General features: G+C 53.4%; 15 protein-coding genes. 7 read left to right on the top strand and 8 right to left on the bottom strand.

Going from position 1 to position 14159, the window contains the following annotated elements; translation table 11 throughout:
• Positions 1 to 94 precede the first annotated feature (94 nt).
• The 4 genes from AAFJ72_RS04510 to AAFJ72_RS04495 all read left to right on the top strand — a co-directional run bounded on the left by AAFJ72_RS04510 (position 95) and on the right by AAFJ72_RS04495 (position 2951).
• Entirely contained in the window at positions 95 to 235 is a 141-nt protein-coding gene (locus AAFJ72_RS04510; protein WP_170163492.1) for a hypothetical protein, read from the top strand.
• A gap of 231 nt (positions 236 to 466) precedes the next feature.
• A complete protein-coding gene (locus AAFJ72_RS04505) occupies positions 467 to 1147 on the top strand; it encodes a zinc metallopeptidase (protein ID WP_432776223.1) in 681 nt (226 codons plus the stop codon).
• A gap of 100 nt (positions 1148 to 1247) precedes the next feature.
• Entirely contained in the window at positions 1248 to 2081 is an 834-nt protein-coding gene (locus tag AAFJ72_RS04500) for a pyrroline-5-carboxylate reductase family protein (protein WP_122906735.1), read from the top strand.
• 6 nt (positions 2082 to 2087) lie between these two features.
• Entirely contained in the window at positions 2088 to 2951 is an 864-nt protein-coding gene (locus tag AAFJ72_RS04495; protein WP_432776222.1) for an NAD(P)-dependent oxidoreductase, read from the top strand.
• 145 nt (positions 2952 to 3096) lie between these two features.
• Here AAFJ72_RS04495 and AAFJ72_RS04490 read toward each other — a convergent pair whose 3' ends face one another.
• From AAFJ72_RS04490 to AAFJ72_RS04465, 6 genes are all read right to left on the bottom strand, one after another.
• Positions 3097 to 4320, bottom strand: a complete 1224-nt coding sequence (locus AAFJ72_RS04490; RefSeq protein WP_432776221.1) for an MFS transporter — start codon at positions 4318 to 4320, stop codon at positions 3097 to 3099.
• 23 nt (positions 4321 to 4343) lie between these two features.
• Entirely contained in the window at positions 4344 to 6131 is a 1788-nt protein-coding gene (locus tag AAFJ72_RS04485) for an ABC transporter ATP-binding protein (RefSeq protein WP_432776220.1), read from the bottom strand.
• Positions 6132 to 6281: 150 nt separating this feature from the next.
• The gene (locus AAFJ72_RS04480) at positions 6282 to 6818 is read right to left on the bottom strand and encodes a DUF402 domain-containing protein (protein ID WP_122905101.1); all 537 of its coding nucleotides are present in this window, start codon (positions 6816 to 6818) and stop codon (positions 6282 to 6284) included.
• Positions 6819 to 6867: 49 nt separating this feature from the next.
• A complete protein-coding gene (locus tag AAFJ72_RS04475; protein ID WP_432776219.1) occupies positions 6868 to 7281 on the bottom strand; it encodes a GNAT family N-acetyltransferase in 414 nt (137 codons plus the stop codon).
• 110 nt (positions 7282 to 7391) lie between these two features.
• Complete coding sequence (gene fabL / locus AAFJ72_RS04470; RefSeq protein ID WP_122905103.1) at positions 7392 to 8150, bottom strand: enoyl-[acyl-carrier-protein] reductase FabL; 759 nt, start codon at positions 8148 to 8150, stop codon at positions 7392 to 7394.
• Positions 8151 to 8421: 271 nt separating this feature from the next.
• Positions 8422 to 10389, bottom strand: coding sequence for a methyl-accepting chemotaxis protein (locus tag AAFJ72_RS04465; RefSeq protein ID WP_432776218.1), 1968 nt, complete (start codon positions 10387 to 10389; stop codon positions 8422 to 8424).
• A 502-nt stretch (positions 10390 to 10891) separates the two neighbouring features.
• Here AAFJ72_RS04465 and AAFJ72_RS04460 point away from each other — a divergent pair.
• Complete coding sequence (locus tag AAFJ72_RS04460; RefSeq protein ID WP_432776217.1) at positions 10892 to 11044, top strand: hypothetical protein; 153 nt, start codon at positions 10892 to 10894, stop codon at positions 11042 to 11044.
• 140 nt (positions 11045 to 11184) lie between these two features.
• Positions 11185 to 11343 (top strand): YrzI family protein, encoded by a 159-nt coding sequence (locus AAFJ72_RS04455; protein ID WP_432776216.1) that lies wholly within the window; start codon positions 11185 to 11187, stop codon positions 11341 to 11343.
• Between the two features lie 145 nt (positions 11344 to 11488).
• On the opposite strand, the gene mutY is transcribed toward AAFJ72_RS04455, so the two are convergent.
• Complete coding sequence (gene mutY, locus AAFJ72_RS04450; protein WP_432776215.1) at positions 11489 to 12604, bottom strand: A/G-specific adenine glycosylase; 1116 nt, start codon at positions 12602 to 12604, stop codon at positions 11489 to 11491.
• 21 nt (positions 12605 to 12625) lie between these two features.
• Positions 12626 to 12919 carry a hypothetical protein gene (locus tag AAFJ72_RS04445; protein WP_432776214.1) on the bottom strand — a complete coding sequence of 98 codons (294 nt, stop codon included), beginning with the start codon at positions 12917 to 12919 and terminating at the stop codon, positions 12626 to 12628.
• A 156-nt stretch (positions 12920 to 13075) separates the two neighbouring features.
• Between AAFJ72_RS04445 and AAFJ72_RS04440 the strand changes: the two genes are divergently transcribed.
• Positions 13076 to 14071: a metal-dependent hydrolase gene (locus tag AAFJ72_RS04440; RefSeq protein ID WP_432776213.1), complete on the top strand. Its 996-nt coding sequence runs from the start codon at positions 13076 to 13078 to the stop codon at positions 14069 to 14071.
• Positions 14072 to 14159: the final 88 nt, after the last annotated feature.

Genomic DNA, 14159 nt, shown 5'->3' with positions numbered 1-14159 from the left:
CTTGCTGCCGAGACAAACATTGCCAAGTCCGCTCCCTTCCTTTTTGGAGATACTAACGATGGCAAGTGAGTATCATCGCGAGGAGGAGATTTTCGTGTCAAAAGGCGAAAAAACGTATCCGCAAGCTCCGGAAAAGACGCTGGATCCCAAAGAGAGCAGCAAAATGATGGAGGTCGTCGGTTTCCAAAACCCGCGCAAAACCGAGCATCACAAAACGCAAAACCACGATCGCTAGACGTGCCACGCAGACACATTCCCGCTAGAGGGTGTGTCTGCTTTTTTGCTTTTGCCCGCGTGGTCCACCACATATAAACCTTTGATGATATTGTCAAGGTTGGTCAGAGATTGTACAATAAAAATAATGAAACTGCCGTGACACTTATTCGTATACATGGATATGGGACAAAATGTATATGGAACTGCTATTGTGCATATTTCGTAGACAAAAACGAGGAGTGAGTGCTCAATGTTTTTTCACCCGATGGACTTTCTGATTTTCATCGCATTCGGACTGTCGCTCTGGGCTCAATTCCGCGTAAAGGGAACCTTTAACAAGTACGCGGAGGTCCCTGCTTCCTCCGGCCTTACCGGGGCCGAAGCGGCGCGGCGGATGCTCGATGCAAACGGCTTGACCAACGTACCAGTCGAACATATCCCAGGCACGCTGACCGACCACTACGATCCGATGGACCGCGTCGTTCGCCTGTCTGATCCTGTTTACTTCGGCAACTCCATTGCATCTTTGTCCGTTGCTTGTCACGAAGTCGGCCACGCCATTCAGCACAAGGTTTCGTATCCGATGCTGGTAGCGCGCCACCGCATTTTCCCGGTCGTCAATCTGGTATCCGGTGTTGCGCCGCTCCTGCTGCTCGCAGGCTTCTTTTTGAAGATGGCGGGTCTTTTGTTGATCGGGATTATTTTCTTCTCCGGCGCTGTTGCCTTCCAGCTCATCACGCTGCCAGTCGAGTTTAACGCGAGCAGCCGTGCCAAAGAGTTGATGCTGAAAATGGGCTTCATCCGCAACGAGGAAGAACAGGGAGCGAGCAAGGTACTGGGTGCTGCCGCTCTGACTTACGTAGCTGCCGCTCTGATTTCTGTTCTGGAGCTGGCCAAATACATCATGATTTTCCGAGAATCTGAAGACTAATCGTCTTTTCACAGCCAAAAGCAAGGTACAGCCTCTTACGCTATGGGGGCTGTACCTTTTTATATGGACTTGCGATACAATGGGACGGGAGGTTGTGTACATGCGCATCGGGATTATCGGATTGGGAAGTATGGGGCAAATGCTCGTGAAGTCGTTTTGCAAAAGCGAAGTGATACTACCGGAAAATGTGCTCGTCTTCAACCGGACGCAAGCAAAGGCAGACAAGCTGCAAGCAGAATACGGCGTGGCCGTCGCGGCAACCACGCAAGCGCTATGCGAGCAGGCTGAGCTGATTTTCCTTTGCACGAAGCCGTTGGACATCTTGCCTGTTTTACGCGGGCTGTCGGTTGCTGCCGACAAGCATATCGTCTCGGTCGCCGCCGGGGTCAGCATTGCCGATTTGGAAACCGTCCACTCCGGGCCGGTCAGCAAAGTGATTCCGACTGTCACTTCCTCAGAGTTGCACGGGGTATCGCTGTTGACAAACAGCAGCAAAGTCAGCGCCAAACAAAGGGAGGATCTGCTGGCGCTGCTGTCTGCCATTGGCGAGGTGCAAGAAGTTACCGAGAGTGAGATCGAGACAGCGACGATTTTGAGCAGCAGTGCGCCTGGACTGATCGCCGGGATTCTCGATGCTTTTGCCCAGGCGGCTGTTCGCAAAACACCGGAATTGGGGATCGAAGCAGCCCGCAGCATTCTGGTGGAGACGATGCTGGGAACGGCTTTGCTTTTGAAAAATGAGCAGCTTGGCTTCGACGAACTGATCGAGCGCGTCGCCACCAAAGGCGGAATTACCGAGGAGGGGCTGCGCGTCCTCGACAAAACCTTGCCGGGCGGCTTTGACGAGCTGTTTGCCATGACAGCGTCCAAGCATGCCGCCTTGAAGGAGCTTGTACAAAAACAGGTCGGAGAACAACAAGACGAAAAGGAGTAATCAGACATGATCGTAGGTTGGATTGGCTTGGGCAATATGGGCGTACCGATGGCAGGCAATCTGCTTGCGGCAGGCTATGACGTGCGCGTCTGGAACCGCACCCCTGACAAGGCGGCTCCGCTGGTCGCGCTCGGTGCGAAACAGGTGACGTCGCTGCCACAGCTCGCAGAGGAATGCGATGTGCTGTTCACAATGGTCAGCGACGACGATGCAGGAAAAGCAGTCTACACAGGAGCAGATGGCGTGCTGTCCGGGCGAGTATCCGGCAAGCTGGCGATTGACATGAGCACAGTTGCCCCGGAGACATCCCGCTTTTTGGCGGAGCAGGCGAAAAAAGCCGGGCTGCGTTTTCTCGACGCCCCGGTTTCAGGCAGTGTCGGTCCGGCAAAAGAAGCTCAACTCGTCATCATGGTCGGCGGCGAAAAAGCGGACTATGACGAAGCGAAACCGCTATTGGACAAGCTCGGCAAAACCGCGATTTACTTGGGGGCAAATGGCGCGGGCACCTCTGCCAAGCTGGCGATCAATCTTTTGCTCGGCATCACGGTGCAAGGCGTCTCGGAAACGCTGCTGTTCGCCCGCTCGCTCGGGATTGAGACGGAGCAAATGCTGGAGATTATTTCGCAAAGCGCTGTAGGCACTCCGCTGATTCGCGGCAAAGCGGCCTCGATTCTCGCAGACGACTATCCTGCAGCCTTTGCCTTGAAGCATATGGCAAAAGACCTGCGCCTGGCCCGCGAGGCCGGCGTGTCTACGCCACTGGCGGAATCGGTGCAGGCAACCTATCGCCAAGCGCTGGAGGAAGGGCTTGGCGAGTTGGATTTGATGGCGATTTTGCGGCATTTGAGAGGGGCTTCTCTTGTAAAATAGCCGTTTTGAGCAGGAGGGGGCGGGTGTGTCCCGTCCTCTCCCATCACTATTCATGCGGGGTCGAGTTAACTTAGTATGCTGCACGTAATCTGGCATCTCCCGATTACGATAGCTTCCACTCCTACACCTCGTTTCGCTAACCATCTTATTCCACTCCAGAAGACCCTGTAGACTGTACAGATTTATTGCGGAAAAAGCTATAGTACACCCACCCCGCGTTGATGAACAAAAAGGCGCTCGTCATGAAAAAGACGCCGTTGATGCTCACATACCCGGCCATAAAGCCGCCGATCATCGGTCCGAGCATGCTCCCGATGCTGACGAAGCTGTTGTTGTAGCCGTAGACCCGGCTGACCATATGCGCAGGTGTTGCGCGGCGCAGCAGCGCGTTGACCGAAGGCAGCAGCCCGCCTAGCGACAGCCCGAGCAGAAAGCGCAAGACGACCAGTTGCCACACCGTCCAGACCAGCCCTTGCGGAATAAAGAGCAAGGCCGCCGCAAGCAAGGCGAACAACAGCACTTTTTGCGAGCCGAAGCGGTCCCCAAGCCGTCCCAACTGCGGAGAGGCAAACACATTCGCTATCCCCATCGCCGCCTGGACTATTCCCGCCCACAGCGCGACCTTTTCCCCTTCCGAGCTTACCAACTGTGAGATGTAGATCGGCAAGACAGGCACGATGCTGAACAGCGCAAACTGGATCATCACGGTTACAAAAAAGAGCGCCGGCAGTTCTTTGGACGAGAAGATCATCTGAAAATCTTCCTTCAAGCTGGAGCGGTCCTTTTTTTCGGGCGGAACAAAATTCTCTTTTACCGTAAACGTAATGACCAAAGTCGCGAGCAGCAGCAGGCTTCCTGTAATGACGAAGATCATGCGGAAGCCGATTCTCTCCGCCAGCACTCCGCCAAAAAGCGGCCCCATGATTGTGCCTGCCGTGACAAACGACTGCAACAATCCTTGTGCCCAGCCGATCTTCTCTTTCGGCACCGAGGAAGCTACGAGGGCCGTGCTGGCCGGGATGATGCCGCCGACAAGCCCGTTAATCAGGCGCAGCGCCAGAAGCTGCCAAAGGCTTCCGGCAAAGCCCGTCAACGCAACGGTGATCGACATGAAGTAGCCGGAGCGCAAAATCATGATTTTGCGCCCGTGCTTGTCAGCCAGATTGCCCCAGATCGGGGACACAAGACCTGCCGTCAAAAAGTTGGCCCCGAAAATAATCCCCGCCCACGCCGTCACCTGATGCGGGTCGTCAATCCCGAAGTCTTGCTGAATGTAGAGCGGCAAAAACGGCATAATCATGCTCATCGCGACCATGACGACAAACAGCGATCCACACAGCACGTATAAATTGCGTCGCCATATCTCCATCAGATTTCCTCCATTCCCCCTGGTCAATCACCTTGCGGGCCTGCCTCTGACGCTGTTCCAAAGTCCTGGACGCTCCACAGGCTATGGTAGACTCCTTTTTGCGCAAGCAGTTCTTCGTGCTTGCCTTGCTCCACAATCTGCCCCTCGCGCATGACGACGATTTTGTCCGCATGGGTTATCGTGGACAGGCGATGCGCCACGATAAGCGTCGTCCGGCCTTTCGTCAGGCGTGCCAGCGACTCCTGAATCATGTGCTCCGACTCCAGGTCAAGCGCAGAGGTCGCCTCATCCAAAATGAGAATCCCCGGATTGCGCAGAAAAACGCGCGCGATGGCAATCCGCTGCTTTTGCCCCCCAGACAGCTTCACGCCCCGTTCGCCCAGCTCTGTGTCGTAGCCCTGGGGCAGTTCGCTAATAAATTCATGCGCGTTGGCAGCGCGTGCCGCTTCCTCGACGGCTTGCTGATCGGCCTCTGGATTCCCCATCAAAATATTTACTTTGGCAGATTCACTAAACAAAATATTGTCTTGCTGAACCAATCCGATATGATGGCGCAAATTTTGCTGCTTCAGATCGCGAATATCAATGCCATCGATTGTAATTCGCCCTTCTGTCACGTCCCAAAAACGCGGCAACAGACTAATCAGGGATGACTTGCCGCCGCCAGACATCCCGACAATGGCCACAGTCTCGCCCGGCTTTATCGTAAGATTGACGTCCTGCAAAACGAGGGGGCCGTCTTCCCGGTAGCGAAACGAAACATTTTCAAAGCGAATTTCCCCCCGGATTCGTCCCGTCGCCGGATCAACGGGCAGTTCGCCAGCGTGGGGGCTGTCCACGATGTCATAGGACTCATCGAGAAACTCGAACATCCTGTCCATCGAGGCGATCGCTTGCGTCAGCACAGTGCTGGAGTTGACCAGACGGCGCAGCGGCGTGTACAGACGCTCCAAATAGGCGTAAAACGCCACCAAAGTCCCTACACTCATGCTGCCGCCGATCACCTGGTAACCGGCATAGGCGATGACGAGCAGCGGCGCAATATCCGTGACTGTATTGACGACAGAAAACGTCCGCGCATTCCAGCGCGTATGCTCCAGCGCTTTGTCCAGAAACTGGTTGTTCTCCTTGGCAAAACCTTTGCTCTCGTGATTTTCCAGCGCAAAGCTGCGGATCAGCGACATGCCGTTCACGCGCTCGTACAAATAGCCTTGCAGCCGGGCCAACGCCGCAGAGCGCTCTTTCGTCAGCTGGCGCAGCCTTTTGTAAAAGTATTTGACGGAAAAACTGTACAACGGAAACACGACGATGGCGACAATGGTCAGCTCTACATCCATGGAAAACATAATCAAAAGCGTCAGCCCGATCGTAATCAAATCGAGCCACAGATTCATCAGCCCGGTTTCCACAAAGCTTTTCGTGGATTCCACATCGTTAATGACCCGGGAAATGACCTCGCCCGTCTTCGTGTTGTTGTAGTAGCGCATCGAAAGACGCTGCAAATGGACATACAGCTGATTGCGAATATCAAACAATATTTTGCTGGCCACCCACTGCGCGAAATACTGGCGTATGTACTCGACAGGCGCACGCACCACTGTAAATAGCAAAAAGGCGGCAAGCATCAGCCAGAAAAGCTGCGTCAGCTTTTCCTCGCGGGGCAACGGGCTGGGCAGCAGGTCGTCAATCACGTATTTGATGAGAAGCGGCAGAACAAGCGGTATGGAAAATTTGATAATGCCTATGAATATGGTGCCCAATATTTGTTTCCAATAAGGCATGACATATGCCAAATAGCGGCGTATGCTCAACCAGCATACCTCCTTTACATAGAAACTTGGCTGTGCCCGATTCGTTCAGGCACAGCCAAATTTGCACGTATGCGATCGTGCTTCGTCTTATTCGATTTTCACACAGTACACAGGACAAGGAAATCCCTCCCCCGAATTACGGGAAAGGGATTATTCCGCATCGTCTCGCACTAAAAGATACCGTTCGTACCAGCGTTGCACAAAGCCGTTCTGAAAAGGGCCGCGGCGCGCTCTTACCCAATCCAGCACTTCTCGCAGCGCTGTCTGTACTTTTTCCACGACAAACGGAGGGTAGTTCATCTGTTTGCTGTGCAACAGAAACTCCTCTTCATCAAGAATCGAGTAAGTCATGTCGGGAAACACCTTTACATCGAGATCATAGTCTATGTAGCTGAGCAGTTGCCCCTTCAGGCTGAATGGCGAACCAATGTTGCAGTAATAGTAAATGCCGTCGTCGCGAATCATGGCAATGGTATTGAACCACTGCCCCCGGCCGAATGTACAAATGGCCGGCTCGCGCGTGCGCCACTCCCGCCCGTCTGCTTCTGTCACTTTGACCCGATCATTTCCCCCAATCACCACCGCATCACTGGTATGAATCAGCGTGGATTTGTCCCAGATACGGTGGAGTGAATGGTCGTGTTTATAGCTTTCAATGCGGATAGTGGAGCCCGGAGTTGGTGACATGACTCTCCCCTTTCTTCTCTTCTCTATTTGAATGGGGACAAGCCTCCTTTTAGGAAGAGAGCTTTTTGGAAAGCGTAACAAATTTTTGTACTTCATAGCCAAGCGAAAGGTAAAACGGAAGGACTTCCGGATTCGCCTGATTTACCATAATCAGGACGTTGTTGACGCCTCGCTGTTTGAAGCGCTTCTCGATGGCAGCCACGAGTTGGCGGCCAATACCGGTGCCTTGCATCTCGGGAAGAACAGCCAGCCGGTAAAAATAGGCGCGTGTCCCGTCGATGGTGCCGACCACGACCCCTACAACTCTGCCGTCTTTTTCTGCCACCATAACCAAATCGCTGTCCCATGCCAACTGTTGGGCCAAATCGTTCAACGACTCCGCGTCCGATTGGTCCAAACCCGTCTGTTGCCAGATACTTGTGATAGCCGAATAGTCACCGAGCCGAAACGGACGAATCAGCATACGTTGCCTCCTTCGTAACCTTCTTCCTCTATTGTACAACACATGGACAACTTTGTCTTGTTTAGTGAGACGTTAAAGTCGCCAACTCCTGGGAACCGCATCCACCCAGACTAGGTCAAAAGAGAAATGCCGCCATCCACAATCAAGGTTTGTCCGCGTACCATCCAGGCTTTGTCGGAGATCAAAAACATAACCGCATTCGCCAAATCTTCCGGCTCGACAATCCGTCCTGCCGGTGTGCGTTGTGCGGAGCTGCTGAGCAACTCTTCGCGATTCGGGAAGTGCTTGAGCGCATCAGTATCGACAGCGCCGCCGGAAACAGCATTGACAACAATATTGTGCGGTGCCAGTTCGACTGCCAGGTAGCGCGTGATCGCTTCTACAGCCGCCTTGGAGACACCAACCGCAGTGTAGTTGTCCAGCACGCGGATGGAACCAAGGCTGGAGAGGCTGACGATTTTCCCGCCGTTTCCGCCTTTTATCATCAGTTTTGCCGCTTCTTGCGCACAGAACAACAGTGCTTTGCTGTTAATTTCCATCGTCCAGTCCCAATGACTTTCTTCCAGTTCCATCAACGGACGCAGAACGCCGGAAGCCGCGTTGTTGACAAGAACGTCCAGACGACCGAATTCCCGGTCGATTTCCGCGAACAGTTCCTTGATTTTCTCTACGTCACCTACGTTTGCTTTGACCAGGTGTACGCGCGCTCCCTTTGCTTCCAGCTCAGCAGCGGTTTCTCGCGCGGCAGAACGGTTGCGCAAATAGTTCAAAACCAGATCGTAGCCTTGTTCAGCCAACTGCAACGCAATCGCTTTGCCGATCCCGCGCGTTCCGCCAGTCACCAACGCCACTTTTTTTGTCGTATTCATAAAAGCAATGCCTCCTACACACCAACTATTAATAGCAGGTACTAATAAGTCAAAATCACTTTTTCATTATACAACTCCCCTCCTGCTTTTGCTACCGGGAGCAAAAATCTCCTTTTGACTTAGCCTTGCCGCAAACAGCCGTACTTAACACGCGAAAGCCTGCCGAGCGGGGCTGGATGATGCCGCCAGGCCGCTTTACACTTGCGCGCATTTTGCAAAAAAACCCGGCTGCAAGGCAGACAAGTAGTCTCTTGCACCGGGTTTTTTGCCTTTAAATCTTGAATTTGCCGATCTGATCCTGAAGACCTTCTGCCAATCGCTCCAGAGACATCGCGGAGGACGCGATTTCTTCCATGGATGCGAGCTGCTCCTCTGCTGCTGCGGATACGCTCTGCGTGCCGTCCGAAGCCTGCATGGTCACATCGGAAATATGGTTGATGAGCTCGACGACAAGCTGGGTCTGCTCGGAAATGTCTTGCGAGGCCTGGGAAACCTGGCCGATTTTAAGTGCCACATCTTCGACCGCAGACTGGATTTGTTCAAACGAATGTCCAGCCTCGTATACTTTTTCGATTCCCTCCGTCACTTCCCGCTTGCTCTTTTCCATGACCTCAACGGCAAGGACTGTCTCCTGCTGGATCGCCGCAATCAATTGGCTGATCTGCTCAGCCGACGCAGAGGACTGCTCAGCCAGCTTTCTCACCTCGTCTGCTACGACCGCAAATCCGCGGCCGGACTCGCCTGCCCGCGCCGCCTCGATGGCCGCGTTCAGCGCCAGCAAATTGGTCTGGCTTGCAATCGTGGTAATGACATCGACAATTTTTCCGATTTCCTGCGAGCGTCCTCCCAGGCTGTCCACGACTTTTGCCAGAGTCAGGATGGATTCGCTGGAAGCATTCATTTGCTGCACCGCCGCTTGTACAGAGCGGTTTCCTTCTGCCGCAACGGCTGCTGTCTCTCTTGCCGTCTCGGATACTTCCTGCGTATAGTTGGCAATTTGGCTGATCCGCTGCGACATTTGTCCGACTGCCTCGGTGCTCTTTTGGGTATGCGACACTTGCTGCTCTGTCCCTGTCGCCATGTCCTGCATCGTCGTTGCAATCTGCTCGGTTGCCTTGCTCGTCTGGTCTGCGCTTGCCGAAAGCTGCTCGGCGGATGCAGCCAGCTGCTGGACAGAATCATTTACAGAGTAAAGCAGGGAACGCAGCGATTGAGCCATATGGTTGAACGAATTGCCCAGCACGCCAAGCTCATCCTGGCTTCTGACTTCCACCTGCTGGGTGACATCACCCTGGCTCATTTTTTCCGACGCAATTGTCAGCTGTCGCAGCGGGCGCAGTAACGAGCGCAAAATGCTGAACACGATACCCGCTCCAACGGCGAGCGTGATCGCAATGACCAGGATCGTTCTGGAAAAGATTGGGCTTGCGGCCATCTCTGCTTCTGTGCGGTACATGACGCCCATCAGCTTCCAGCCTGTCTGCTCATTGGTGACAAAAGTCGCTTTCGCGTCATTTCCGTCATCACTGAAGCCAAATACCCCCACTGCCTGGGCGTAAAGGTCTTCCACCCACGGCAGCGTCACATCAGAACCTGGAGTTCCTGTCGGATGGATCAGCAGCTTGCGGTTTGCATCGAGAATGGACAAGTATCCTTTGCTGCCTATTTTCGCTTGCTTCACGGTTTCATTGAGTGCGGTCAACTGAATGTCGATTCCAAGCACACCAGATCGGTCATTCAACGCTTTGGCCAAACCTACGACGACGTTGCCCGTAACCGCATCAATATACGGTTCCGTAATGATCGTCTCGCCTGGCTTAGCCATTGCTTCCTGGTACCAGGGGCGTTTACGCGGATCGAAGTCGGCAGGCAGCTTGGCGTCTGTCGACATCAACATCTTGCCGTTTTCCTCTCCGATGTACACCTCTCCTATATCCGGATGCAACTTGTGGAAGGTTTGCAGCTTAGTGCGGGTCAGACTTCTCATCTGCTCCGTCAGCTGATCTCTCCCTACCTCTGCGGCAATCAGCTTCAAATCGCGTGATTGAGCCTCCAGCGTGCGATCCAGAAGCTCGTCCACCAAGCGAACGTTCTCGGCGGCTGTCATCAGCAGCTGCTCCTCCAGACGGTCCTTGGCGCTCTGATAGGAGAGCAGGCCAAGTGTGAGCACAGGAATAGTCAAGATGAGTGAGAACGATGCAATCAGCTTTGCTCGAACCGTCAGTCTTGGCAATTTCATCCTAATTCATCACCTTTTCGCATATTTCTCATTGTCTGATATACTTACCCACTATACCACGCTGACTAAACTAATAATCGCACATCACTTTACCTTTTATTATATTTTATTATTTTCAGAATTGACTTACTTCAGAAAATAGGTAAAAAGTGCTTTACAACAAGAAAAAAATGTCATATCCTAAGGCTATGTTTTACGACACTACTACTTTTCAAAGGAAGGAGGCTACAACATGATGACCGCACTTGCTTTTTCAACTGCATTCACTGATCGTCTGTTGTTCGTTGCCAAAACTGCATATCACAACGCCTCCTGGGCCTGCGAATTGTAGATGAATTCGTGTCTTTCGCATTCTCTTTCGTCAATTACCAGACCATGGGCGTTGTAGCTTGTGGTCTTTCGTTTTCTTCGTGACGCCAAAAGACCGCAGGCAGTAAGCCCGTGGTCTTTTTCTTGGCGATGCATATCCATTTTTTTCCATATTGAGAGGAGGTGATTTGACATGGTACTGAACTTCTTGTTTTTCACTGTCAAGATCGAGCGCAAACCGGTTAGCCCCGAACAACGCCAGGCAGCTTATGCCCGCGCCCGCTATCTGGAAGAACGCGCTGAGGCTCACGCTTTTGAAGCCGCACAATTGGTTAGCCGCATCTAGTTTTTGCATGTCACATTCTACACTTGGAGGGATGTTTTTATGAAAAACAGACAAAGACGTCAGATGATGAGATTCACAGGAGTCAAAGCGATAGACGGCGGCTGACTGCACAACAAAAAAGGAATGGGAGGTGGACCTTCATGTACATTCCAATGATTTTCTTCACGATTATCATCGAGAAACGGAAACTGACCCCTGAACAGCGTGAAAAACGGTATTTGCAGCAAAAAGCGATCGCTGAATGGGAAGAGCAGAAGCATCAGATTGCGATGCAGTTTCCGGAATTCCTCTACCGATAAACCAAACGATCACATTCAGGAAGATCATGCCCGATGCGGCGTGGTCTTCATTTTTTGAAAAACATACCAAGCACAAGCCGCCTGCTTGGAAAATGTAGAAAAAAGCTGCCGGGAGAACCTCGACAGCCTTTTCAAAAGTGGGACGTTATTTCGTTTTTTTCCCGAGCAGCTCACGAATTTTGTGGTGGGCCATCGGGAACGTGTACGCATCCAGCTCGCTCCAGGCGGAAAAGCGTGCATGGCCCGGCAGCTCGCCGCCCTCAATCCAGTCGCAGGACCAGACCTGCATGTTCCACTGCAGATGGGAAAAAACGTGCTGCACCGCGCCGAGCGGCTCCAGCACCTCGATGTCGATTCCGAATCGTTCGCTGATTCCACACGCCAGCGCCTCTGCTTTGGCCGTATCGTTTTGCTGCTCTGTTTCCACCATGGGAAACTCCCACATGCCAGCCAAAAGCCCTTGATCGGGGCGTTTGTTAATCAGCACCTTGCCGTCGCGTTCGATGATCGCCACCTGCAGGTCGACAGGACGGGGCGGCTTCGCCTTGCCTTTGATCGGCAGTTCCTCCTGCACGCCTTCCCGCCGGGCGATACAGTAATCGAACACCGGACAGGTCAAGCACTGCGGCGTACGCGGCACGCAGACCATCGCCCCCAGTTCCATCAGCGCCTGGTTGAAATCGCCAGCGCGACCTTCCGGGATCACCTGACGCACGAGATGCTCGATCTTGATGCGGGTAGCGGGCTTCGCGATGTCATCCGTCAAGTACAGCAGACGGGAAAAGACGCGCATGACGTTCCCGTCCACGGCAGGCTCCGGCTTTTCGTAGGCAATGCTTAAAATCGCCCCTGCCGTGTACGGCCCCACGCCTTTTAACGTGGCGATTTCCTCCGGCGTGTCCGGCACGACTCCCCCGTAGCGAACCGTCACCTCGCGCGCTGCCGCCTGCAGATTGCGGGCGCGGGAATAGTAGCCAAGTCCTTCCCACGCTTTTAATACTTCCTCTTCTGGTGCATTTGCCAAATCAACAACCGTCGGAAATTTCTCCATGAAATTCGCATAATAAGGCTTAACGGTCTCTACTCTCGTCTGCTGCAGCATGATTTCCGACACCCAGACCCGATACGGGTCGCGATTGATCCGCCACGGCAGATCGCGCTTTTGCGAGTCGTACCAAGCCAGCAAATCCTGGGAAAAGCCGAAAACGTGAAACTCTTCGGGGAGAGTGTACCGCAAGCCGATTTCTTTTTTCCTTGCCATTTCGTTGTCGTCTTGCTCCTTTTATTGTGGTAGCCCGGCTGGACGAAACGCCCAGACGTGCAGCTTGTCCGCTCCGCCCGCTACGCAGTCGCAAAACGCGCGGTCCGCCAAACGGTGTGCCTTGATTTGCTCGTATTCACGCACGGTCGCAACCTCAAAGGCTTCGACAAACAAGCCCGGCTGATCCAGTCCCTCCATGCAGCGGTACTGGCGCGCGCCCAACGCTTCCATGCTCTCAGCCATGGATGCGATCAGCCGCAGGGCCTGCTCCCGTTTTTCCGGTTGCAGCTTGTATTCGATAAACACGGTTAGCATGCGACATGTCCCTCCTTGATCTTTTCATCATACCCTGTTTGCAAAAGCGGGAACAAGCTCACAATTTTTTTCAGCAGATAAGGGAATTATGTCGCCTCACACGCTATAATAAACAATAACGACAGCCTGGAAGGAAAGGAGGAAGACAACGATTCCATGGATACTGCCACACACTTTGCCATGGGCTTCGGATTGGCCGGGCTCGCCTACCTCGATCCCGTCGTAGCTTCTTCTCCCTCGCTTGCCGAAGCCGTCATGATCGGTACGGTCATCGGTTCGCAAGCACCCGATTTGGATGGGTTGGTCCGCCTCCGCGGCACGGCTGCCTATATACGCAACCATCGGGGCGTTTCTCACTCCGTACCAGCCTTGTTTTTATGGACAGGAGCCATTTTTGTGCTCATTCAGGCATTGATGCCGCAGACCTCCTGGCTGCACCTGCTGGGCTGGATCTTTCTGGCCGTCTGTCTGCACGTTTTCGTCGATTTGTTCAATTCCTATGGGACGAAGGGCTTCTATCCGTTTCGCGATAAATGGGTCGCCCTCAACGCCATTTTCATTTTTGACCCGTTCATTTTTGCCGCACACCTCGTCGGCTTCATGCTCTGGGCAGCGGGCGCACACCCCGGACGAAGCTTTCTCTTGATTTACCTCGTAATCGCCGTGTACTACTACTGGCGCATCCAGGTGCAAAAGCGGACGACAGAGCTGGTGCGCGCACGCATCGGCAAGCCTGGCATGTACACGATCATCCCTACCCTTTCCTGGACGCACTGGACGTTTGTCGCCAAAACCGAGCAGCACTGGTACGTGGGCGAAGTGCACTCCGGCGACGTAGTCATTTTGGACACTTTCACCATCAAGCCTGAAACAGAAGTGATCGCCGCTGCCAAAAAAAGCAGCAAGGTCCAATCCTTCCTCTCCTTCACGCACCACGTTCACGTAGAAACGAAGGAACGCCCCTTCGGCTACGAGGTAAAATGGATTGACCTGCGCTACCGCTCCCGTTTTCAAGGAAAAAGCCACTACATGTTCGTTGCCGTCGTCCATCTGGACTACGAATTGAATATCCGGGACTCCTTTGTCGGCTGGATTCACCGCGGAGAGGAACAGCTCGCCAAAAAGCTGGACTCCAAGCGACAGCCCGGATAGCCCGCAAGACAAGACTGACAACCGCTCTTTTGGGAAAAGGGCGGTTTTTTTGCATCTGACCTGCTCATTTTGCTGTAAATTGCACCTT

The sequence above is a fragment of the Brevibacillus gelatini genome (assembly GCF_050920745.1).
In the GTDB taxonomy this organism is placed as follows: Bacteria; Bacillota; Bacilli; order Brevibacillales; family Brevibacillaceae; genus Brevibacillus; species Brevibacillus gelatini.
Note: the sequence above shows the minus strand (reverse complement) of the source record. Positions and strands in the feature narration are given on the sequence as shown.

Excerpts from the sequence above, each read along its gene's own strand:
- AAFJ72_RS04460 (WP_432776217.1), top strand. The coding sequence starts at position 10,892 with ATGGTACTGAACTTCTTGTTTTTCACTGTCAAGATCGAGCGCAAACCG.
- AAFJ72_RS04440 (WP_432776213.1), top strand. The coding sequence starts at position 13,076 with ATGGATACTGCCACACACTTTGCCATGGGCTTCGGATTGGCCGGGCTC.
- AAFJ72_RS04455 (WP_432776216.1), top strand. The coding sequence starts at position 11,185 with ATGTACATTCCAATGATTTTCTTCACGATTATCATCGAGAAACGGAAA.
- AAFJ72_RS04480 (WP_122905101.1), bottom strand. The coding sequence starts at position 6,818 with ATGTCACCAACTCCGGGCTCCACTATCCGCATTGAAAGCTATAAACAC.
- AAFJ72_RS04465 (WP_432776218.1), bottom strand. The coding sequence starts at position 10,389 with ATGAAATTGCCAAGACTGACGGTTCGAGCAAAGCTGATTGCATCGTTC.
- mutY (WP_432776215.1), bottom strand. The coding sequence starts at position 12,604 with ATGGCAAGGAAAAAAGAAATCGGCTTGCGGTACACTCTCCCCGAAGAG.
- AAFJ72_RS04445 (WP_432776214.1), bottom strand. The coding sequence starts at position 12,919 with ATGCTAACCGTGTTTATCGAATACAAGCTGCAACCGGAAAAACGGGAG.
- AAFJ72_RS04495 (WP_432776222.1), top strand. The coding sequence starts at position 2,088 with ATGATCGTAGGTTGGATTGGCTTGGGCAATATGGGCGTACCGATGGCA.
- fabL (WP_122905103.1), bottom strand. The coding sequence starts at position 8,150 with ATGAATACGACAAAAAAAGTGGCGTTGGTGACTGGCGGAACGCGCGGG.
- AAFJ72_RS04500 (WP_122906735.1), top strand. The coding sequence starts at position 1,248 with ATGCGCATCGGGATTATCGGATTGGGAAGTATGGGGCAAATGCTCGTG.
- AAFJ72_RS04475 (WP_432776219.1), bottom strand. The coding sequence starts at position 7,281 with ATGCTGATTCGTCCGTTTCGGCTCGGTGACTATTCGGCTATCACAAGT.
- AAFJ72_RS04490 (WP_432776221.1), bottom strand. The coding sequence starts at position 4,320 with ATGGAGATATGGCGACGCAATTTATACGTGCTGTGTGGATCGCTGTTT.
- AAFJ72_RS04505 (WP_432776223.1), top strand. The coding sequence starts at position 467 with ATGTTTTTTCACCCGATGGACTTTCTGATTTTCATCGCATTCGGACTG.